The sequence below is a fragment of the Anaeromyxobacter sp. PSR-1 genome (assembly GCF_000964525.1).
Classification (GTDB): Bacteria; Myxococcota; Myxococcia; order Myxococcales; family Anaeromyxobacteraceae; genus Anaeromyxobacter.
In genome coordinates, this window is the sequence record NZ_BAZG01000015.1 from 28,971 (window position 1) to 49,299 (window position 20,329).

At 74.7% G+C, this 20,329-nt stretch carries 17 protein-coding genes; 9 read left to right on the forward strand and 8 right to left on the reverse strand.

Annotation, left to right across the window (positions count from 1 at the left end):
* Positions 1 to 86: 86 nt before the first annotated feature.
* A complete protein-coding gene (locus PSR1_RS04665; RefSeq protein ID WP_059436468.1) occupies positions 87 to 1,751 on the reverse strand; it encodes a bifunctional UDP-sugar hydrolase/5'-nucleotidase in 1,665 nt (554 codons plus the stop codon).
* A 327-nt stretch (positions 1,752 to 2,078) separates the two neighbouring features.
* Here PSR1_RS04665 and PSR1_RS04670 point away from each other — a divergent pair, with 327 nt between their 5' ends.
* The 7 genes from PSR1_RS04670 (at position 2,079) to PSR1_RS04700 (ending at position 9,479) form a co-directional block, all read left to right on the forward strand.
* Positions 2,079 to 2,654 (forward strand): outer membrane beta-barrel protein, encoded by a 576-nt coding sequence (locus tag PSR1_RS04670; RefSeq protein WP_059436469.1) that lies wholly within the window; start codon positions 2,079 to 2,081, stop codon positions 2,652 to 2,654.
* Positions 2,655 to 2,789: 135 nt separating this feature from the next.
* Positions 2,790 to 3,395, forward strand: coding sequence for an NTP transferase domain-containing protein (locus tag PSR1_RS04675; protein WP_059436470.1), 606 nt, complete (start codon positions 2,790 to 2,792; stop codon positions 3,393 to 3,395).
* Positions 3,392 to 4,318 carry an XdhC family protein gene (locus PSR1_RS04680; RefSeq protein ID WP_059436471.1) on the forward strand — a complete coding sequence of 309 codons (927 nt, stop codon included), beginning with the start codon at positions 3,392 to 3,394 and terminating at the stop codon, positions 4,316 to 4,318. The genes PSR1_RS04675 and PSR1_RS04680 overlap by 4 nt, the downstream gene beginning before the upstream one ends.
* A 28-nt stretch (positions 4,319 to 4,346) precedes the next feature.
* Positions 4,347 to 4,814 carry a (2Fe-2S)-binding protein gene (locus tag PSR1_RS04685; protein WP_059436472.1) on the forward strand — a complete coding sequence of 156 codons (468 nt, stop codon included), beginning with the start codon at positions 4,347 to 4,349 and terminating at the stop codon, positions 4,812 to 4,814.
* On the forward strand, positions 4,811 to 6,934 hold the full coding sequence (locus PSR1_RS04690) for a xanthine dehydrogenase family protein molybdopterin-binding subunit (RefSeq protein ID WP_059436473.1): 2,124 nt from the start codon (positions 4,811 to 4,813) through the stop codon (positions 6,932 to 6,934). The genes PSR1_RS04685 and PSR1_RS04690 overlap by 4 nt, the downstream gene beginning before the upstream one ends.
* Before the next feature lie 141 nt (positions 6,935 to 7,075).
* Entirely contained in the window at positions 7,076 to 8,680 is a 1,605-nt protein-coding gene (nifA, locus tag PSR1_RS04695; RefSeq protein WP_059436474.1) for a nif-specific transcriptional activator NifA, read from the forward strand.
* 7 nt (positions 8,681 to 8,687) lie between these two features.
* Positions 8,688 to 9,479, forward strand: coding sequence for an NAD(+)--dinitrogen-reductase ADP-D-ribosyltransferase (locus PSR1_RS04700; RefSeq protein ID WP_059436475.1), 792 nt, complete (start codon positions 8,688 to 8,690; stop codon positions 9,477 to 9,479).
* On the opposite strand, the gene PSR1_RS04705 is transcribed toward PSR1_RS04700, so the two are convergent.
* The 7 genes from PSR1_RS04705 to nifH all read right to left on the reverse strand — a co-directional run bounded on the left by PSR1_RS04705 (position 9,480) and on the right by nifH (position 17,326).
* On the reverse strand, positions 9,480 to 9,932 hold the full coding sequence (locus tag PSR1_RS04705; protein ID WP_059436476.1) for an N-acetyltransferase: 453 nt from the start codon (positions 9,930 to 9,932) through the stop codon (positions 9,480 to 9,482).
* Between the two features lie 4 nt (positions 9,933 to 9,936).
* On the reverse strand, positions 9,937 to 10,200 hold the full coding sequence (gene fdxB, locus PSR1_RS04710) for a ferredoxin III, nif-specific (RefSeq protein ID WP_059436477.1): 264 nt from the start codon (positions 10,198 to 10,200) through the stop codon (positions 9,937 to 9,939).
* A gap of 1 nt (position 10,201) precedes the next feature.
* A complete protein-coding gene (locus PSR1_RS04715) occupies positions 10,202 to 10,597 on the reverse strand; it encodes a NifB/NifX family molybdenum-iron cluster-binding protein (protein ID WP_059436478.1) in 396 nt (131 codons plus the stop codon).
* 9 nt (positions 10,598 to 10,606) lie between these two features.
* Positions 10,607 to 13,363 carry a bifunctional nitrogenase iron-molybdenum cofactor biosynthesis protein NifEN gene (locus tag PSR1_RS04720; RefSeq protein WP_059436479.1) on the reverse strand — a complete coding sequence of 919 codons (2,757 nt, stop codon included), beginning with the start codon at positions 13,361 to 13,363 and terminating at the stop codon, positions 10,607 to 10,609.
* A gap of 55 nt (positions 13,364 to 13,418) precedes the next feature.
* Entirely contained in the window at positions 13,419 to 14,888 is a 1,470-nt protein-coding gene (gene nifK / locus PSR1_RS04725; protein ID WP_059436480.1) for a nitrogenase molybdenum-iron protein subunit beta, read from the reverse strand.
* 85 nt (positions 14,889 to 14,973) lie between these two features.
* Positions 14,974 to 16,425 carry a nitrogenase molybdenum-iron protein alpha chain gene (gene nifD, locus PSR1_RS04730; protein WP_059436481.1) on the reverse strand — a complete coding sequence of 484 codons (1,452 nt, stop codon included), beginning with the start codon at positions 16,423 to 16,425 and terminating at the stop codon, positions 14,974 to 14,976.
* A 34-nt stretch (positions 16,426 to 16,459) separates the two neighbouring features.
* Positions 16,460 to 17,326: a nitrogenase iron protein gene (nifH, locus tag PSR1_RS04735; RefSeq protein WP_059436482.1), complete on the reverse strand. Its 867-nt coding sequence runs from the start codon at positions 17,324 to 17,326 to the stop codon at positions 16,460 to 16,462.
* A 305-nt stretch (positions 17,327 to 17,631) separates the two neighbouring features.
* Between nifH and nifB the strand changes: the two genes are divergently transcribed.
* Entirely contained in the window at positions 17,632 to 19,059 is a 1,428-nt protein-coding gene (nifB, locus tag PSR1_RS04740; protein WP_059436483.1) for a nitrogenase cofactor biosynthesis protein NifB, read from the forward strand.
* Positions 19,060 to 19,090: 31 nt separating this feature from the next.
* A partial coding sequence (locus PSR1_RS04745; protein WP_237757816.1) for a patatin-like phospholipase family protein occupies positions 19,091 to 20,329 on the forward strand: 1,239 nt, incomplete at its 3' end.

The window sequence follows — 20,329 nt, forward strand, 5'->3', positions numbered from 1 at the left end:
GTTGTCTCTCGCGGGGCCGCGGGCGGGTCAAGTCCCTCGTCGCGGCCCCGGGGCGAGGCGGCGCCCCGGGGTCCGCGGCCGGCGGGTCAGCGGTTCGGGCCGCGCGCGGCGAGGTCGCGGACCCGGTTCTCGCCCGAGGACTCGAACGTGCCGAGCGCGACCACGTGGTCGCGCAGCGCCAGGAACTCGAAGTCGTCGAGCACCTGGCCCGTGCCGGGGACGAGCTCGATCCCGAGGGACGGGAGCAGCTGGTAGACGAACGCGTTCATGGCGATGGAGTACGTCGCCGCCGGGGCCACCGGGACGCCGCCGACCTCGAGCGACCGGATCCGGGGCGGCGCGGCCAGGCTGGAGTCGTAGACCAGGCGCGCCCCGGAGAGCTGCGGGACGTAGTCGTCGTCCGCGGTCGAGATGCCGATGGCGAGCTCCAGCGCGGTCAGCAGCACGTCGCCGCGGATGCGCCCGATCGCGATGCGCGTCCCGAAGTACGTGACCGGATCGAAGGAGACCCCCACCATCCGGAACAGGTCCTCCTGCACCACCGGCCCCTCCGCGATGCCCTGCGGCGTCTGGCCCGCCACGGTGAAGGCGAGGTCGGTGCCCGGCCTGCGGAGGCGCAGCGCGTCGGTGATCAGGTTCCCGGTCCCGGTGTCGCGCTTCGGCTTGTCGAAGCGGATCGCGTTCGTGACGTTCCCGGCCGCGTACGCGATGGGCGTGTGGAACGGGTCCTCGAACGGCGGCGGGAAGAACGGCGCGAAGATCACCGGGATCGCCGCCTGCAGCTGCGCCACCGCGAGCGCGACGGCGCCGGGCACGGAGGTCGGCGAGGGCGCCGGCCGCGCGACGGTCCGGTCCACCGGCACGAGGTCGACGGAGACGGCAGAGACGCCGGTCGGCTCGACGTCGAGCCGCACGCGGCCGACCTTCCGGTAGTACGCCCCGGCGTGCACGACCGGCACCGGCCGGCCGCTCGCGCCGGGGACGAGCTCGGCGAGCTCGTAGTGGTCGTGGCCGCCCACCACCGCGTCCACCCCGATCACGTTCGCGGCGATGGCCTCGTCCAGGAGCTGGCCCAGGTGCGAGAGCACGATCACGGCCTGCGCGTCCGGGACGCCGTCGCCGTCCTCGTCCACGGTCCGCGCGGCCGCCACCGCGGCCTGCGCCGCCGCGAGCATGCCGAGCGGCGGGTCGTCACCTCCCGTGAAGGCGGCGTTCGCCTGCGACGGCAGGTCGAACGGCGTCGTCAGGCCGACCACCGCGACCTTCAGGTCGCCCACGCCGAGCAGCGCGTGCGGCGCGACCATCCCGGCGCACTCGAAGGGCGTCGCGTTCGCGGCGAGCAGCGGGAACGAGCCGCCGGCCGCGAGGTACGAGCCCGCGAGCACGCAGCCGGGGAACCAGAGCTCGTGGTTGCCCACGGCCATGGCGTCGAGCCCGAGCAGGCCGAGCAGCTGCAGCTCCACCGAGCCGAAGGTGGCGTTGAAGTAGAGGTCGCCCATGAACAGGTCGCCCGCGTGGAGGAAGACCGTGTTCGGCTCCTCCGCCCGCAGCCGGGCGATCACGGCGGACGCCTTCACGAGCCCGCCGACGGTGCCGTCCAGGCTGGCGTCCTTCGGCCCGGCGGCGTCGAGGTTGGAGTGCGTGTCGTTGACGCTCAGGATGGTGAGCGCCGTCGCCTCCGCCGGCCCCGGCCCGGCGGCCAGCGCGGTCGCCAGCAGGGCGCAGGCGAGCCTGCGAGTCGCGTGTGACATGAGTCCCCCGGCCGGCGGGCGGCGCGAGCTCCTCGCCCGCCGGCTCGTGCCATGGTCGCGCGCCGGGTGAACGGCGTCTCCGGGTGCTGTCGGGGGCGGAGGAAGGAGGGCGGCGCGACGGGTTGCGGCGGCGCGCCGCATCGCCGGGCCCGCGCAGGCTCGGCAGTTCGTGTCGGCCCGGCTCCCACCTTCCGGTGCGATCCCCGGTTGACACGGCGCGCGAAGGCGGGTTGAACGTCCGTGCGCCGGCGCTCGCCGGCGCGCCACGGGCGCCGCGGCAGCCGGGCCGCCGCGCGCCGCCCCTCACCACCCACGGAGCGAACACACATGAAGCGGATGCTCATCTCCGTCCTCGCGGCCCTCGCGCTGGCCCCCTTCGCCGCGCAGGCCCGCAACCTGTCGCCGGGCACGCTCGAGCTCTCCGGCTCGACGCAGCTCGGGTTCTCGTCCACCTCGACCGAGGTGGACGGCGATCCGAACGACTTCGACCAGGACATCTGGACCGTCCACGGCTCGGGACTCGTCTACATCGCGCCGAACCTCGGCATCGGCCTCGTCCTCGGGCACCAGAACGTCGAGACCACCTACGGCCTCGACAAGACCGAGTCCAGCACCACCACCTTCGGCCCGGCGATCGGCTTCAACGTGAGCCTGGCCCAGCAGCTCTCGCTCAAGCTCAACGGCAACCTCGTGTTCGCGCGGGGCTCGCAGGACGACCTCGACATGGACGGGTTCGGCTGGGGCGTCGGCGCGGGGCTGAGCTTCTTCCCGGTCTCGTACCTCTCGATCGACGCCGGGCTCGGGTACCAGGCGCTGTACCTCGAGGACGACGTGAACCGCGACTGGGACATCTCCGGCCTGAACGTCGGCGTGGGCCTCAGCGTCTACTTCGGCGGCCGGTAGCCGTCCGCCCGCCCCGCGGCCCCGCGGGGCGGGCGTCTCGCGCCCGCGGCGCGTTCCCGGAAGGGGCGCGCCGCGGTGCGCGCGCGCGCGTCGCCGTCACGGCGGGCGCGGGCCGGCCGGGTTAAGGTTCCGGCCATGTTCGCGCCCATCGTGCTCGCGGCCGGCGGCTCGTCGCGGATGGGCCGCAGCAAGCTGCTGCTCGAGCTCGGGGGCGTGTCGCTGCTCCGGCGCGCCGTGCGGGCCGCCGTGGACGCGGCGGTGGGGACGGTGGTGGTGGTGCTGGGCGACGCCGCGGCGCGCGCCCGGGCCGAGCTCGACGGCCTCCCCTGCAGCATCGTCGCGGATCCCGCCCTGCCGTCGCGCGGGATGAACGCGTCGCTCGCGGCCGGCCTGGCCGCGGTGCCCGCCCCGGCGGCGGGCGCGGTGGTGCTCCTCGCGGACATGCCGCTGGTGGACGCCGCCGCGATCCGCGCGCTGGTGGAGCGCCACCGGTCCACCGCCGCGCCGCTGGTCGCGACCCGATATGGCGACGCGCTCGCGCCGCCGGTGCTCTACGCTCGCGCGCGGTTCGCCGAGCTGGCCGCGGGCGGGGCGGGGGACGGGATCGGCCGAGCGCTGCTGCGGCGCTACCGGGCGCAGGTGGAGGCGGTGGACGCGCCGCCCGGCGCGCTCGCCGACGTGGACGGGCCCGCCGACCTGGAGCGCCTGCGCGCACGGCTCGGCGACGGAGGCACGCGGTGACGGATCGCGAGATCCTGGAGCGCGCGGCGGGGTGGAGCGCGGCGGGCCGACGCGTGGCGCTCGCGACCGTGGTCGCGACCTGGGGCTCGTCGCCGCGCCCGCCGGGCAGCCAGCTCGCGGTGAGCGAGCGGGGGGAGCTGGCGGGCTCGGTGTCCGGCGGCTGCGTGGAGTCGGCGGTGGCGCAGGAGGCGCTGGAGGTGCTGCGCACCGGGGCGCCCCGCACGCTCGAGTACGGCGTGACCGCGGAGCGCGCCTGGGAGGTGGGGCTCCCCTGCGGCGGGCGGGTGCGCGTGTTCGTGGAGCCGGCCCGCGCCGACGCGCTGGCGCGCGACGCCGGCGCGCTCCGGGCGCGCGAGCGGGTGGAGCGGGTGCTCGAGCTCGGCGGGGGCGAGACGTTCCGCCTGGTGCTCGAGGCGCCCGTGCGCCTGGTGATCGTCGGGGCGGTGCACCTCGCGCAGCCGCTCGCGCGGATGGCGGAGGTGGCGGGGTACGAGGTCCGGCTGGTGGACCCGCGCCCGGTGTACGCCACCGAGGCGCGGTTCCCCGGCGTCCCCGTCGAGCGCGCCTGGCCGGAGGAGGCGCTCGCCCGGATCGGGCTCGACGCGCGCACCGCCGTGGTGACGCTGAGTCACGACCGCAAGCTCGACGACCCGGCGCTCGCCGCGGCGCTCCGGTCGCCGGCGTTCTACGTCGGCGCGCTGGGGAGCCGGCGCACGCAGGCCGCCATCCGCAGCCGCCTCCGCGAGGAGGGGCTCGGCGAGGCCGAGCTGGCGCGCCTGCACGGGCCGGTGGGGCTCGACCTCGGCGGCGAGGCGCCCGCGGAGCTCGCGGTGGAGATCCTGGCCCAGCTGGTGGCGACGCTGCGGCGCGCGCCCGCGCCCGCCCTCGCGCCCGGCGCCGCCGCCGGCGCGACCGACCCCTGACCTCGAGACGCACCGCGGAGGAGACGAGATGGCCAGCCTGAGCTTGCTCGTGAACGATCGGCAGCGCACCGTGGACGTCGCGCCGGACACCCCGCTGCTCTGGGTGCTCCGCGACACCCTCGGCCTCACCGGCACCAAGTTCGGCTGCGGCATGTCGCTGTGCGGCGCGTGCACGGTGCTGCTCGACGGCGAGGCGGTGCGGAGCTGCCAGACGCCGGTGAAGGACGCGGTCGGCCGCCGCATCACCACCATCGAAGGGCTCGCCGCCGCCGGCAACCCGGTGCCGGCCGCGTGGGTGGAGGAGCAGGTCCCGCAGTGCGGCTACTGCCAGTCCGGGCAGATCATGCAGGCGGCGGCGCTGCTCTCGAAGACCCCCGATCCCACCGACGCGCAGATCGACGCCGCCATGGACGGGGTGATCTGCCGGTGCGGGACGTACCAGCGGATCCGCCGCGCCATCCACCGCGCGGCGCAGGTGAAGGGAGGTGCGCGATGAGCGCGGGCGCGCTGGGGCGAAGGGACTTCCTGAAGCTCTCCGCGGGCGCCGGCCTTTGGCTGGCCGTGTCCGGGCCGGGGCGCGTGCTGGCGGCGGGGCCGGCCGCCTCGACGGACGGCTTCGAGCCGTCGGTCTGGCTGCACCTCGCGCCGGACGGGACCGCCACGATCTTCCTGGGCCGCTCGGAGATGGGGCAGGGGAGCTACACCGGCATGGCGGTGCTGGTGGCCGAGGAGCTGGAGGCGGACTGGACCAAGGTGAAGATCGTCCAGGGCGACGCGGATCCGAAGTACGGCGACATGGTCACCGGCGGCTCGCGCTCGGTGCGCAGCGGGTTCCTCCCGCTCCGCAAGGCCGGCGCCGCCGCACGCGAGGTGCTGCTGAAGGCGGGCGCGAGGCGGCTCGGCGTGCCGGTGCGCGCCTGCCGCGCCCAGGAGGGCGCGGTGGTGCACGCCGCCAGCGGGCGGAGCCTCGGGTACGGCGAGCTCGTCGCCGACGCGGCGAAGCTGCCGGTCCCGGCGAACCCGCCGCTCAAGGACCCGAGGAAGTTCCGCCTCATCGGCAAGCGCGTGCCGCGCCTCGACACGCCGCCCAAGGTGCGCGGCGAGGCCGTGTTCGGGCTCGACGTGCGCGTCCCGGGCATGCTCCACGCCACGGTGGCGCGGCCGCCGGTGCGCGGCGGGAAGGTGAAGGGCTTCGACGCGGCCGCGGCCGGCAAGGTCGCCGGCGTTCGCAAGGTGGTCGAGGTGCCGAGCGGCGTGGCGGTGATCGCCGACTCCACCTGGGCCGCCATCCAGGGGCGCGAGGCGCTGAAGGCGACCTTCGAGCCCGGGCCGAACGGCACGCTCGACGGCGCCGCCATCGCGCGGCTGCTCGCCGAGGCGAAGGTGGACCCGGTCCCGTCGCGGAGCGAGGGCGGCGACGTGGAGCAGGCGCTCGCCCGCGCGGCCCAGCGCGTGCAGGCCGTGTACGAGCTGCCGCTGCTCGCCCACGCCACCATGGAGCCGATGAACTGCACCGCGCGCGTGGCGGACGGGAAGGCGGAGCTGTGGGCGCCCACCCAGGCGCCGCTGTGGGCGCGCACCGAGGTGGCGAAGGCGCTCGGCATCCCCGAGGCCGCGGTGACGGTGCACGTCACCTTCCTCGGCGGCGGCTTCGGCCGGCGGGCGCTGCCGGACTTCGCGGTGGAGGCGGCGCACGTCTCGCGGGCGGCGGGCGCGCCGGTCCAGGTGACCTGGACGCGCGAGGACGACCTGCGGCACGACTTCTACCGGCCGCCGGGGCGGAACGAGCTGCGCGGCGGCCTCGACGCGAAGGGCCGGCTGGTGGCGTGGCACCACGTGGTGCGCAACCCGTCGATCGGGCAGCAGCTCTTCGGCGAGGCGCGCCGCCGCGGCGACCGGCCCGACACGGTCGAGGGCGCCGCCGACGTGCCGTACACCGCGCGCACCGTCCGCGTGGACCACGCGCTGCCCGAGATCGGCGTGCCGCTCGGCTGGTGGCGGTCGGTCTACTCCTCGCAGAACGCGTTCGCCGAGGAGGTCTTCGTGGACGAGCTGGCGCGCGCGGCCGGCCAGGACCCGCTCGCGTTCCGCCTCGCCAACCTCCCGCGCGACAGCCGGCTGCGCGGCGTGCTCCGGCTGGCGGCGGCGAAGGCGGGCTGGGGCAAGGCGCCGCCGGCGGGACGGGGCCTCGGCCTCGCCTGCCACGCGTCCTTCGGGAGCTACGTCGCCCAGGTCGCGGAGGTGTCGGTGCGCGAGGGCCGGATCACCGTGCACCGGGTGGTGTGCGCGGTGGACTGCGGCACCGCGCTCAACCTGGACAGCGTGGAGGCGCAGGCGGAGGGCTCGGTGGTGTACGGGCTGTCGGCGGCGCTGCGCGGCGAGATCACCGTGAAGGGCGGCGCGGTGGAGCAGGGCAACTTCGATGCGTACGAGCCGCTCCGGATGAGCGAGATGCCGGTGGTCGAGGTGCACCTCGTCCCGAGCAACGCCGAGCCCGGCGGCATGGGCGAGCCCGCGCTGCCGCCCATCGCGCCGGCCGTCGCGAACGCGGTCTTCGCCGCCACCGGCGAGCGGCTGCGCGCGCTGCCGCTCCGGCCCGCGAAGCGCAGCGGGTAGCGGCGCGGGCGGGGCGAGGGCCGGTGCTCCGGTCGCGGGCAGCGCGCTGCCCGCACCGGGGCAGCGCGCGCCCGGCCCCGGCCGAAAGGCGCCGGGTTCCGGCCGGCGCGGGTGGCACGCGCCCTGCTACCGGTGGGCGGGATGGACGCGCGGCGCGCCGAGCTCGAGGCGGAGACGCTGTACGAGATCGGCAAGGTCCTCTCGCTCTCGACCGACCTGAACAAGGCCTTCACCTCGGCGCTCAACCTCCTCGCGCTGTACCTCGGGATGGAGAACGGGACCCTGTCGCTGTTCGATCCCGTCACCGGGGAGGTGTTCATCGAGGCGGCGCCCGAGATGCGCGACGCGGAGCGCATCCTCGGCCGCTTCCGCCCCGGGGAAGGGCTGGTCGGGCGCATCTTCGCCACCGGCATGCCCGTCGCGATCCCGGACATCGCGCGGGAGCCGGTGTTCCTGAACCGCACCGGCAGCTGGCGCGATCTGGAGCGGGATCCCCGCGCGTTCGTGGGCGTGCCGGTCCAGGACGCCCGCGCCATCCTGGGCGTGCTCACGGTGGACCGGCCGCACCGGGCCGGCCCGCTGCGGCTCGGGCGCGACGTCCGGCTCCTCACCTCGGTCGCGCACCTCATGGGCGCCCGCGTGCGGCTCATGCAGCTCGAGAGCCCGCAGCGCCGCGCCGCGCAGGATCTCCCGCCGGTCGCCCCGGAGCTCGAGCGCTTCCCGGGCGTGGTCGGCCACGGGCCGCGCATGCGCGAGGTGCTGCGGCTCGTCTCGCGCGTCGCGCGCAGCCGCGCGACGGTGCTGCTGCGCGGCGAGAGCGGCACCGGCAAGGAGCTGTTCGCCCACGCCATCCACGACGCCAGCCCTCGGGCCGAGCGGCCGTTCGTGGCGGTGAACTGCGCGGCGCTGCCGGAGACGCTGGTCGAGTCGGAGCTGTTCGGGCACGAGAAGGGCGCGTTCACCGGCGCGGCGGCGGCGCGGCCCGGGCGCTTCGAGCAGGCCGACGGCGGGACGCTCTTCCTCGACGAGGTGGGCGAGCTGGCGCCGGGCGCGCAGGCGAAGCTCCTCCGGGCGCTGCAGGAGCGGCAGTTCGAGCGCATCGGCGGGCGGCGGACGGTCACCGTGGACGTGCGCCTGGTGGCGGCCACCAACCGCGACCTGGAGGAGATGGTGCGGGCGGGGACGTTCCGCCTCGACCTGTACCACCGGCTGTCGGTGGTCGCGCTGGAGCTGCCGCCGCTGCGCGAGCGTCCCGAGGACCTGGCCGCGCTCGCCCAGCACTTCCTCGCCGGGCTGGCCGAGGAGCACGGCCGCGCGGCGGCGCTCGGGCCGGGCGTGCTGGACGTGCTGCGCGCCTGCCGCCTCTCGGGGAACGCGCGGCAGCTCCGGAACTGCCTGGAGCGCGCGCTGGTCTCCTCGACCGAGGACGCGCTCGGCCGCGAGGACTTCCCGTGCGCGCGCGCGGGGGGCATCCGGTGCATGCTCGAGCGCGTCCTCGAGCCCGTCGCGGCGCTCGGCCCCACGCCCCCTGCCCCGGTCGCCCCGCCGCCGCCGCCCCTCGCGTCCACGCCGGCCGATCCGCCGCCTGCGCCGTCCGCCGGCGAGGAGGCGGACCGGGCCCGCGTGCTGGCGGCCCTGGAGCGCTGCGGCTACGTGCAGGCGAAGGCGGCCCGGCTCCTCGGGATGACCTACCGGCAGGTCGCGTACCGCGTGCGCAAGTACGGCATCCCGATGGAGCGGCTGTAGCCGGTGCATGGAGCCGCCCACCTCGTTCAACCGCTGCAACCTCCCGCCCTGGGTGATCGCGTCGGCGGAGTTCAACGACGACCCCCGGCCGATCGAGGTGCAGGGGGTGCGGGCGTCCAACGCCTGGCTGTTCCGCGCGCTCGACGGCATCGACGATCCGGCCGAGCGCGCCCGCCGGCTGGACGACTGGATCACGGTGCGCTTCCAGCTCCACCAGTGGCAGGCGCAGGCGACGTCCTCGGCGCGGCGCAGCCTGCGGAACGGCTACCTGCGCTTCCTGCGCGGCTGGGGCCACGACTCCAGCTCGGTGGAGGGGGCGGTGCTCAAGGCCTGGGTGCAGAGCCGGATGGGCATCCCGCCCACCTGGCACCACGGCCGCCTGGACGATCCCGCGGGCGAGCCGGCGCGCCGCTTCGCCGTGGACCGGACCGCCGGCAGCGCGCGCACCAGCGCCATCTTCGACCAGCTCGACCTCGTCTACGCGTTCACGCAGTACGAGCTGGCCCGCACCCGGCCGGCGGCGCGCTGGGTCACGCTGTGGCGCGGCCAGCACGAGGTGGGCCCGGGCGAGGTGATCGCGGCGGGGCCCGGCCGCGAGCAGCTCGTGCGGCTCAACAACCTGTGCTCCTTCACCGACGACCCGGAGCGCGCCTGGGAGTTCGGCTCCACGGTATGGGAGGCGCGGGTGGCGGCGCCGCGGATCTTCTGCGCCTCCTGGCTGCTGCACGGGGTGATGCGCGCCGAGCGCGAGGCGCTGGTGATCGGCGGCGAGATGCGGGTGCGGCGGGTGATGGGGTAGTCAGCGGCGCAGCGCCACGAGGCGCGTGCGGCGCCAGCGGAGCCGTCCGTAGCAGGCCAGGGCGGGGGCATTCTCGCGGTCGGCGAGGAGCTGCAGGCGCGTGGCCCCGGCGCGCCGCGCCCAGGCCTCCACCTCCGCGAGCAGCGCCCGCGCGACGCCCCGCCCGCGCCAGGCCGGGGCGATCACCAGGTCCTCGACCCAGCAGCTCGGCGCGCCCTCGGCGGTGGAGATCACGAGCTGCCCGGTGACCATCCCCACCACCGCGCCGCCCGCGTCCGCCACCCGGACCGCGGCGCGGTCGGGGGCGGAGAGCAGCGCGGCGAGCCCGCGGAGCTGCCGGTCGCGGTCGGGGCGGAAGTCCGCCTCGATCGCGAACAGCGCCGCGAGCAGCTCGGCCATGGCGGCCAGGTCGTCCACGCCGGCGGCGCGGACGGTGGGCTCGACCGCGCTCATCGGCTCACGCGGCCAGCGGCTCGAACGCGAACGCGTCCTTCTTGCAGGTGCGCCCGCAGGCCTGGCAGCCGATGCAGTCGTCGGGGCTCGCCACGGTGGCGAACATCTTCGCCGACTCCTCCTCGTCCACCTCGGCCGGCGCCAGCACGTCGTGCGCGCAGATCTTGATGCAGCGCCCGCAGCCGATGCACAGCTCGGGGTCGATCGACTTCACGAACCTCGGGGTCCACGCCTTCTTGCCGCGGGTGAGTCCGGTCAGGTAGCTCATCTCATCCTCCTCGTCGGGCGTCCGTCTCGTCGGTGGCCTCGTCCTGCGCCAGCAGCCGGCGCAGCCAGGGCGGGGGCGTCCCCCGCAGCACCTCCTGCAGGCGGGTGACCGCCTCGGCGATGGGGACGTCGGCCTGGAGCTTCATGGGGTGGATCCGGCGCGCCGCGAGCTTCGCGGCGGCCGGGCCGCCGATCTGGCGGGTGAAGACGATGGCGCAGCCTGCGACGGCGGCGGCGCGGGCGGTGGTCCGGTCGTCCTCGTCGCCCGCGGCGAGCGCCTCGACCTCGCCGATCGGCGCGGCCGTGGCCGGGCCGACCTCCCAGATCCAGAACCGCCCGCACTGGCCGAAGTGCTGGTCGATGACGCTGCCGTTGCTGCTGGTGAACGCGACACGCATGCCGCCTCCTCAGTTGTGGGCCAGTTTCCGGGCCTCGCCCGCGCCCGCCTGGAGCAGGTTCGCGACCTCGAAGATCAGGCTCATGGTGCCGCGGTAGCCCACGCGGACCTCCTGGTGCGCGCCGAGGCGATCGAACACCGGGTAGCCGGTGCGCAGGTGTGCCCGTACGCCGAGCTTCTGCACCGCCTGGCGGCCGTTCGAGCTCGCCACCACCAGGTCTGCGCCGCGCGCGGCGTCCTCCAGGTCCTCGAGATCGCCCACCGCGACGCGGGCCGCGGGGAGGCGATCGAGGCCGCGCGTGCGCGTCGCGGCGAGCGCAACCTGCACCTCGCAGCCCATGCCGGCGAGGAACGGCACGAGCCCCTTCAGGTGGTCCGCCTCCAGCGCCAGCGCGACCCTCTTCCCGGCGAGCGCGTAGTGGCTGTCCACCATCGCGTCGAGCAGGCGGCTCCGCGCCCGCCGCAGCGCCTCGGGGACCGGCCGGCCGGAGATGGCCGAGAGGGTGGCCACGAGCGCGTCCGTCTCCAGCAGGCCCGTCGCGGAGGTGAAGCCGTGCGCCGGGACGCCGAAGCGCTCCTCCAGCCGCCGCGCGGCGCGGGCCAGCGAGTCCCCCACGTAGATCGTCGCGGCGCTGCGCCCGGCGCGCCGGATCGCCTCCACCGGTACGCCGCCGGTCGAGAGCGGCGAGACCTGGTCGTCCACGTGGCCGTCGAGCGCGCACGAGACGTCGGGGACGGCCAGGCAGTCGAGGCCGAACGCCTCCACGAGCTGCTTCAGCTCCTCGACCTCGGCGGGCGTGAGGTGGGCGCCGGCGAGCAGCGTCACCTGTGAGGGGAGCCGCTCGCCGCCCCCGGCGAGCGTGTCGAGCAGGGCCTCCACCGCCGCCGCGTAGCCCTCCTGCATCGAGCCGCAGTAGTCGGGCGTGGAGGCCCAGACCACCGGCAGCCCCTCGAGCTCCGGGTGCTCGGCGCGGAACTGGACGATCGCGCTGCGCACGTCGTCGCCCATCGTCTCGGTGAGCCCGCTCGTCATCACGCCGATGATGCCGGGGCGGAACTTGGCCGCGACGCGGGCCAGCCCCTGCTTCAGGTTCTCCCAGCCGCCGAAGATGGCCGAGTCCTCGCTCATCGCAGTGGAGTTGAGCGCGATGGACTCCTTGAAGTGACGCGAGAGCTGGAGCCGGATGAAGGTCGAGCAGCCCTGAGCCCCGTGCAGCAGCCCCAGCATCCGGTCCACGCCGAGGTAGGCGAGCGTCGCCCCCAGCGCCGGCGAGTTCTTCTGCGGGTTCACGGTGGCCGCCTTGGCCGGGACCTTCACGCGCGAGGCGGACAGGTCCTCGGCCTCGAGCCGCCCGGCGTGGCCGCGGGCGGTCCGGGCCGCCGCTGCCGCCCCGGCCTCGGTCGCCCAGGCCACCGGCGCGTCGAGGGCCTTCCAGATGGGGTCGTTGACGGTGAGGTCGAGCTGCCGCGCGAAGGTGACCATGCCGGCGTAGCCGGCGTAGGGGTGGGCGCGCCCGTGGTTGATGTCGAGGAACGGGGTGCGGGTCTTGAGCGCGAGGAACTTGGTCTTGCCGCCCGCCACCACCAGGTCCGGCGCCTTCTCGCCCATCACCTGCAGCAGCCCGGCCGTCGAGGTGTCCTCGATGATGTGCGCGTCGCGGTGCATGAGCGCCTTCATGCGGTGGAAGTCCTCGAGCGTGGAGTTCTGCGTCCCCGCGGCGAGCACCTCGACGCCCAGCTCGCGCAGCGCGTTCACCATCGACCAGGTCTTCACGCCGCCGGTGAAGAGCACCGCGCGCTTGCCCTCCAGGCGCGCCCGGTGCGGCGCGATGCGGGCGCGGCAGGCCGCCTCCTCCTCGCCGAGGAGCCGCTCGACGCGGTCGCGCAGGGTGGTGTCGGCCGCGTCGCCGTCCGCGAGGTCCAGCGCGCGCGCCATCTCGCGGAGCGCCCGGGCGGTGTCGGTCATCCCGTAGAAGGACGCCTCCAGGTACGGGATGCCCCAGCGCTTGCGCAGCTTCTTCGCGAGGTTGGTGAGGCTCTTCGAGCAGACGATCACGTTCAGCCGGGCGCGGTGGGCGTGCCGGAGATCCTCGAAGCGCGCGTCGCCGGAGATGCAGGAGAGGATGCGGATGCCGAGCCGCTCGAACAGCGGGAGCATCCCCCACAGGTCGCCGGCGATGTTGTACTCGCCGATGAGGTTGACGTCGTAGCGCGTGCGCACGGCCGGCTCGGCGGTGCCGATGACGTGGTCGAGCAGCACCTCCCCGGCCATGCGGTTGCCGATGTTCTTGTCGCCGACGAAGCCGGGGGCGTTCACCGGGATGACCGGGATGTCCACCTCGGCGGCGGCGCGCCGGCACGCCGCCTCCACGTCGTCGCCGGTGAGCGCCGAGACGCAGGTGGAGTAGACGAACACCGCCTTCGCCTCGCCGCGGTAGCGCGCGGCGAGCTCGACGATGGCCCGGTGCAGCTTCTCCTCGCCGCCGAACACCACGTCGTTCTGCACCAGCTCGGTGGTGAACCCGCGGCGGTAGAGCTGGCTGCCGGAGGAGCGCGCGCCGCGGTTGTCCCAGCTGTTGCCCGCGCAGGCGATGGGGCCGTGCACCAGGTGGATGGCGTCGGTGATGGGCATGAGCACCACCCGCGCGCCGTCGTAGGCGCAGCTCCGCTCGGTGCCCTCGCCGGGCTCCGACTTCTTGCAGAAGCGCGGGGCGCCCTTCTCCAGGGTCTCGCAGTCGGTGGGATCGAGGTAGCTGGGCCGCGCCATGGGTACGCTCCACGTCCGCCGGTGGGGCGCGCGCCCGGGGGGCGCGCCCCCGGCATCACCGCATCATCTCGAAGAACCGCTCCTCGCAGGTCTCGTCGCGCAGGTCGAGGAACTTGTTGCAGATCTCGGTGAGCATGTTGACGGCGCCCTGGTAGCCGACGATGGGCGAGCGGTGCTTGTTGACGCGGTCGAACACCGGGAAGCCGAAGCGGAACAGCGGCACCCGGGCGTCGCGCGCTGCGAACTTGCCGTGCGTGTCGCCGATCACCGCGTCCACCGGATCGGTCACCAGCAGCGAGCGCAGGTGCCACAGGTCGCGGTTCATCCAGACCTGCCCGTCCCTGCCGTACGGGGAGGCGTCGAGCAGCGCGCGCAGCTCCTTCTCGAGCTTCTTCGAGCCGCGGCTGCACAGCACGTGGCGCGGGGTGGCGCCCATCTCCAGCAGGAACGCCACGTAGCCGAGGAGCTGGTCCGGGTCGCCGTACACGGCGAAGCGCTTTCCGTGCAGATACTGCTGGGCGTCGGTCATCGCGTCCACCGCCCGGCCGCGCTCGGCGCGGATGGACTCGGGCACGGGCCGATCGAACAGGCGCGACAGCTCGAGCACGAGCGCGTCGGTCCGCGCGATGCCCATGGGCATGGGCAGGGAGACGTGCTCGCCGGCGTAGGCCTCCTTGATCCAGCCGAACGTCTTCGCGGTGGAGTAGGGGCCCACAGTCAGCGTGGCCTTCCCGTTGATCGAGTCGGCCGCGTCGGCGAGCGGGGTGCCGCCGGGGTAGAGCCGGTAGGTGCCGTCGTTGGGCGAGTCGAAGGTGTCGGAGATGTCGGCGAGGACGGTGGTGGGGATCCCGAACGCCTCGAAGATGCGCTTGTACTCGCGGTAGTTCCCGGTGTTCGCGTCGAAGCCGGTGAGGAAGTTCAGCCTGCCGGTGCAGCGCCCCTCGACCTTCCTGCCCTCGGTGAGCGTCTGGAGGATGGCCGCGAGCATGGCGTCGTAGCCGGTGACGTGCGTGCCGCTGAAGCTGGGCGTGTTGGCGTACGGCGCCGGCAGGTCCTTCGGCAGCGCGCCCTTCTGCCGGGCGTTCTTGATGAACGCGGTCAGGTCGTCGCCGATCACCTCGGGCATGCAGGACGTGAAGATGGCGAGCATCCTGGGCTCGTAGAGCGCGACCGCGTTCTCGAGCCCCTCGTGCAGGTTGTTCTGCCCGCCGAACACCGCGCCGTCCTCGGTCATCGAGTCGGACACCGCCGGGGCCGGCTCGCGGAAGTGCCGGTTGAGCGTGGAGCGGTAGTACGACGCGCACCCCTGCGAGCCGTGCACGAAGGGGAGGGTGCCCTCGAAGCCGTGCGCGGCCAGCTCCGCGCCGAGCGGCTGGCACGCGTGCACCGGGTTCACCACCAGCGCCTGCCGCGCGAAGTTCTTCTCGCGGTACTCCGGGGTGTCGATCCAGGCCGCCACCCGGGCCTCCTCCTCCGGCGTGGTGGGGGTGACGGGCTTCACGGTGAGGCCGAGGTTGTTCGCCATGTCCTGCTCCTCCGGACGCACGGGGACCCATCCGTCCCTCGGGCGGCGTGCGCTGCGTGATCGCGGGTGGTGCGGGGAACGCCGGCTAGAACGGCGCCTTCACGAGCTTCCAGGTCGGGCTGTTGATGGCCATGTCGATGTCGCGGGCGAAGACCGGGAAGCCCTGGTAGGCGTGGTACGGGCCGGAGTAGTCCCAGCTGTGCATCTGCCGGAACGGCAGGCCCATCTTCTGGAAGACGTACTTCTCCTTGATGCCGGACGCGACCAGGTCGGGCTTCAGCCGGCTCACGAAGTGCTCCAGCTCGGCCTCGGACGCGTCGTCGTAGATGACGGTGGCGTCGGGCATCTCCGGCTGCGTGCGGTCGTAGTCGTCGGAGTGGGCGAACTCGTAGCCCGAGCCGACCACCTGCATCCCCAGGTCCTCGTAGGCGCCGACCGTGTGGCGCGGGCGGAGGCCGCCGACGTACAGCATCACCTTCTTGCCCTCGAGGCGCGGCCGGTAGGTGTCGATGACCTGCCTCGTCTCCACCTCATGCCGGGCGATCACCTGCTCGACGCTCTCCTTGATGCGGTCGTCGAAGCGCTCGGCGATCCTGCGCAGGCTCTCGGCGATCTTGGTCGGGCCGAAGAAGTTGAACTCCAGCCAGGGGATCCCGTACTTCTCCTCCATGACCCGGCACATGTAGTTCATGGACCGGTAGCAGTGGATGAGGTTCAGCTTCACCTGGTGGGTGGCCGCGATGCGCTCGAGCTCGCCGTCGCCGGTCCAGGTGGCCTTCACGTTCAGGCCGATCTCCTCGAGCAGGGCCCGCGCGCTCCAGACGTCGCCGCCGATGTTGTAGTCGCCGATCAGCGCGACGTCGTACGGGCCGGCGGGCTCGCCGAAGGTGCGGGTCTCGATGACGTAGTCGCGGATGGTGTCGTTGGAGATGTGGTGCCCGAGCGACTGCGAGACGCCGCGGAAGCCCTCGCAGTTGCAGGGCACGACCGGCAGGTCCAGCTCGGCCGACATCTTCTTCGCGACCGCGTTGATGTCGTCGCCGATGAGGCCGACCGGGCACTCGGACAGCACCGAGATGCCCTTCGCGAGCGGGAACAGCTCCTTCACCTCCTTCAGCAGCACCGCCAGCTTCTTGTCGCCGCCGTAGACGATGTCCTTCTCCTGGAAGTCGGACGTCATCTGCATGGCGAACTGGGTGACGCCGTTCCTGCCGGACATGAGGTTGCGGCGGGTCCCCCACGAGTACCAGCCGCAGCCCACCGGCCCGTGGGAGACGTGGGCCATGTCGCGGATCGGCCCCCACACCACGCCCTTGGCCCCGGCGTAGGCGCAGCCGCGCGCGCTCATCACGCCGGGGACCGTCTTCCGGTTCGACTTCACGCAGGTCGAGCACGCGGAGGGATCGTTGGGCGCGAGGTGCGGGGCGCGCTTCTTCCGCCCCTTCTCCGGGTAGCGCGCGAGCGCCTCGTCGATCATCGCCTGCGTGGACTCCCGGGTGATGCCCTCGACCGTCTTCACCTTCACGTCGTCCGCCATGGTGCGATCCCTCCGTGCGTCCTGCGTGCCTGGCCTACGCGACCGCGGCGGCCTTGCCGACCTTCGACTCGTCCTCGGGGGCCATGATCCCGTACTCGAGCAGCAGGTCCTCGAGCTCCTCCATCTCCAGCGGCTTCGGGACCACCAGCATCCTGTTCTCGGCGATCTTGCGCGCCAGCTCGCGGTACTCGTCCGCCTGCGGGTGCTGCGGCGCGTACTCGATGACCGTCATGCGGCGCAGCTCGGCGCGCTGGACCTCGTTGTCGCGCGGCACGAAGTGGATCATCTGCGTGCCGAGGCGCTTCGCGAGCGCGTCGATGAGCTCGTACTCGCGATCGGTCTTGCGGCTGTTGCAGATGAGGCCCGCCAGCCGGACCTTGCCGGACGAGGCGTACTTGAGGATGCCGCGGGCGATGTTGTTGGCCGCGTACATGGCCATCATCTCGCCGGAGCACACGATGTAGATCTCCTCGGCCTTGTTCTCGCGGATGGGCATGGCGAACCCGCCGCACACCACGTCGCCGAGCACGTCGTAGAAGACGAAGTCGAGGTCCGGGGTGTACGCGCCCTGCTCCTCCAGGAAGTTGATGGCCGTGATGACGCCGCGGCCCGCGCAGCCGACCCCCGGCTCCGGGCCGCCGGACTCGACGCACTTCACGGCGCCGAAGCCGACCTTCATCACGTCCCCGAGCTCGAGGTCCTCGACGGTGCCGCGCTCGCGCACCAGGTCCATCACGGTGGCCTGCGCCTTCGCGTGGAGGATGAGCCGGGTCGAGTCGGCCTTCGGATCGCAGCCGACGATCATCACCTTCTTGCCGAGCGAGGCGAGGCCCGCCACCGTGTTCTGCGTGGTGGTGGACTTGCCGATGCCGCCCTTCCCGTAGATTGCGATCTGCCTCATGTCGTCTCCGTTCCCGTGGTCGCCTGGCGGCGACCGGCCCCGGTCGCGGTGAGCGTCGGCCGGTGGCCTGCCGCATTGCGAGCGGCGGGCCAGCCGGCGGCGGGGCGCGGAAGCGGCCGCGGGCGTGCGTTCCGCGCCGCCCACGCCGGAGGGGCGCCCGGGCTTGTCGGGTTCCGGACCCCGCCGTGGCCGGAACCGGACACGGGCGGGTTCGGGACGCGACATCGCGCTCCCGCGGCGCCGGCGATCGTCCGCTGCGCAGGCGGCGCCGGCGTGGAACGCCCGGTGCACTGCCGGCGCGCACGATGCGCTCCGCGTTCACCTGCTACGCCGAAGACGCCCCCGCGGGCTGCTCCCGCCCGCCCCCCGCCGCCCGCGCGCTGCCCGCCGACGTCGCGGCGCGCGTGCGCCAGCACCCCTGCTACAGCGAGGAGGCGCACCACCACTTCGCGCGGATGCACGTCGCGGTCGCGCCCGGCTGCAACATCCAGTGCCACTACTGCAACCGGAAGTACGACTGCGCCAACGAGAGCCGCCCCGGCGTGGTCTCCGAGCGGCTCACGCCGGACCAGGCGCTCGCCAAGATCCACGCCGTGGCGGCCGCCGTGCCGCAGCTCTCGGTGGTGGGCATCGCGGGGCCGGGCGATCCGCTGGCGAACCCGGCGCCGACCTTCGCGGTGCTGGAGCGGCTCCGCCGCGAGCTGCCGGACCTGACCCCGTGCCTCTCCACCAACGGCCTGGCGCTGCCCGATCACGTCGATCGCCTGGCCGCGCTGGAGGTCCGGCACGTCACGGTCACCGTGAACATGGTGGACCCGGCGGTGGGCGAGCGGATCCACCCCTGGATCGTCTGGAAGGGGCGCCGGGTGCGCGGGGCCGAGGCGTCGCGGATCCTCTCCGAGCGCCAGCTCGAGGGCATCGAGCGCCTGGTGGCCCGCCGCGTCCTCTGCAAGGTCAACTCGGTGGTGATCCCGGGCGTGAACGACGCGCACCTGCCGGAGGTGAGCCGGCGCCTCCGCGGGATGGGCGTGTTCCTCCACAACGTGATGCCGCTCGTCTCGGCCGCGGAGCACGGGACGCGGTACGGCCTCACTGGCCAGCGCGGGCCCACCGCCGCCGAGCTGGAGGCGGTGCAGCGGGCCTGCGCCGCGGACGGGCGGGTGATGCGCCACTGCCGGCAGTGCCGCGCCGACGCGGTGGGGCTGATCGGCCAGGACCGCGGCGCCGAGTTCGCGCTCGCGGCCCTGCCGCCGGAGCCCGCGCGCGACGCGGCGGAGGTGCGGGCCGCCCACCGGGCCGCGGCGGAGCGGGTGCGCGCGCGCGCAGAGGCGGCGCGGCAGGACGCGCTGGCCCGCGTGGCGGGGATCGACCCGGCCGTCCGGGCCCGCGTGGCGGTCGCGACGCGCGGCGGCGGCCTGGTGAACGAGCACTTCGGCCACGCGCAGGAGCTGCTGGTCTACGACGTGGATCGGGGCGGCGCGCGGCTGGTGGGCGTGCGGCGGGTGGAGCGGACCTGCCGCGGCGGCGCCGGCGAGGAGGACGTGCTGGAGGGGGCGCTGCGCGCGATCGGCGACTGCAGGGCCGTGCTGGTCGCGCGCGTCGGCAGCTGCCCGAGGGAGCGGCTCGAGGCGGCGGGCATCGCGCCGGTCGTGGACCGGGCGCAGGAGCCCATCGAGGCCGCCGTGCTCGGCTGGTTCGAGGCCTTCGTGGCGGGCGGTGCGCGCGCGCGTTGACGGTGCACGGTGGGTCGCGCAGAGTGGCGCGGTGATCCCGCGCCGCGCCGCCGTCGTCGCCATCGGCCTCGCGATCCTGGCGCCGGTGGGCGCGCGCGGCGAGGGGCCTGCGCCGGCCGAGGCGGGCGGGCGGCCCGACGACCTGGTCGCGTTCACGGTGAGCGGCGGGGTCAGCCTGGGCGCCTACGAGGCGGGCCTGTCCTGGGCCACGGTCCGGTACCTCACCGCGGTCCGCGAAGGGAGGGGCGAGCTCGCGGCGCTCTTCCGGCCGCGGCTGGCGGCGGTGACCGGGACGTCCGCCGGCGCGGTGAACGCGCTCCTGGCCGCCGCGACCTGGTGCGCGCAGCCGGAGCGCGCCGGCGACGTGGACGAGAACCTGCTGCTGAGCGCCTGGATCCACCTCGACTTCGACGAGCTGCTGCCGCGCTCGGCGCGGGGTTACCGGCCGGGGGACGGCCTGCTGTCCGCGGCGCCGCTGGAGCGGACCGGCGCGCTGATCCGCTCGGCGCTGTTCGGCCCGGAGGCGGCCGGGGCCTTCCGCCCCGGCTGCCGGGTGCCGCTCGGGATCGCGGTGACGCAGGCCGAGCCGCGCCAGCGCGACGTGGCGGGGCTCACCACCTCGACGCAGCGGCTCGTCGTCCCGTGGCGCCTGGAGGTGGCGCCGGACGGCGCCGTCGCCGTGCGCCGCCAGCCGCTGCTGCCCGGCGAGCTGTCGGAGAGCGTGCTCGAGCTGGACGGCGTCCCCGCGGCCGGCGACGCGGCGCCGTTCCGGCCGCAGGTGATCGAGGACGCGCTGCTGGCGTCGGCGGCGGTGCCGATGGCCTTCGCGCCCCGGCGGCTGTGCGCGCCCGAGCGGGCCGACGCCGGGGGGGAGCGCGCGCCCGGGGAGTGCCACGACTACGTGGACGGCGGCGTCTTCGACAACGCGCCCATCGGGCTGGCGGTGGACCTGGTGGACGCCGGCGGCGGGGGCAGCGTGCTGCACCCGGTGGTCTTCTTCCTGGTGGACCCGGAGCTGCGGCGCCTCCGGCCGCCGCCCGAGGACGCGGTCGCGGACGCGCCGGAGCGCTTCACGCTCGGCCGCCACCTGCGGCTGTTCGGGAGGCTGCTCGCCACCGGGCGCAGCGCCGAGCTCTCGCGCGCCATCGGGTCGAGCGGCTGGAACCGGACCACCCAGCGCGTCCTGCGGGAGTTCGCCGAGGTCGCGGCGGAGTTTCGCGGAGCTGAGCGCGACGTCGTCGGCGGCGTTTCGCGCCGGAGCGCGCGCCAC

Coding starts and splice junctions, on each gene's coding strand:
- PSR1_RS04665 (WP_059436468.1), bottom strand. CDS start 1,751: ATGTCACACGCGACTCGCAGGCTCGCCTGCGCCCTGCTGGCGACCGCG.
- PSR1_RS04670 (WP_059436469.1), top strand. CDS start 2,079: ATGAAGCGGATGCTCATCTCCGTCCTCGCGGCCCTCGCGCTGGCCCCC.
- PSR1_RS04675 (WP_059436470.1), top strand. CDS start 2,790: ATGTTCGCGCCCATCGTGCTCGCGGCCGGCGGCTCGTCGCGGATGGGC.
- PSR1_RS04685 (WP_059436472.1), top strand. CDS start 4,347: ATGGCCAGCCTGAGCTTGCTCGTGAACGATCGGCAGCGCACCGTGGAC.
- PSR1_RS04690 (WP_059436473.1), top strand. CDS start 4,811: ATGAGCGCGGGCGCGCTGGGGCGAAGGGACTTCCTGAAGCTCTCCGCG.
- nifA (WP_059436474.1), top strand. CDS start 7,076: ATGGACGCGCGGCGCGCCGAGCTCGAGGCGGAGACGCTGTACGAGATC.
- PSR1_RS04700 (WP_059436475.1), top strand. CDS start 8,688: ATGGAGCCGCCCACCTCGTTCAACCGCTGCAACCTCCCGCCCTGGGTG.
- PSR1_RS04705 (WP_059436476.1), bottom strand. CDS start 9,932: ATGAGCGCGGTCGAGCCCACCGTCCGCGCCGCCGGCGTGGACGACCTG.
- fdxB (WP_059436477.1), bottom strand. CDS start 10,200: ATGAGCTACCTGACCGGACTCACCCGCGGCAAGAAGGCGTGGACCCCG.
- PSR1_RS04715 (WP_059436478.1), bottom strand. CDS start 10,597: ATGCGTGTCGCGTTCACCAGCAGCAACGGCAGCGTCATCGACCAGCAC.
- PSR1_RS04720 (WP_059436479.1), bottom strand. CDS start 13,363: ATGGCGCGGCCCAGCTACCTCGATCCCACCGACTGCGAGACCCTGGAG.
- nifK (WP_059436480.1), bottom strand. CDS start 14,888: ATGGCGAACAACCTCGGCCTCACCGTGAAGCCCGTCACCCCCACCACG.
- nifD (WP_059436481.1), bottom strand. CDS start 16,425: ATGGCGGACGACGTGAAGGTGAAGACGGTCGAGGGCATCACCCGGGAG.
- nifH (WP_059436482.1), bottom strand. CDS start 17,326: ATGAGGCAGATCGCAATCTACGGGAAGGGCGGCATCGGCAAGTCCACC.
- nifB (WP_059436483.1), top strand. CDS start 17,632: ATGCGCTCCGCGTTCACCTGCTACGCCGAAGACGCCCCCGCGGGCTGC.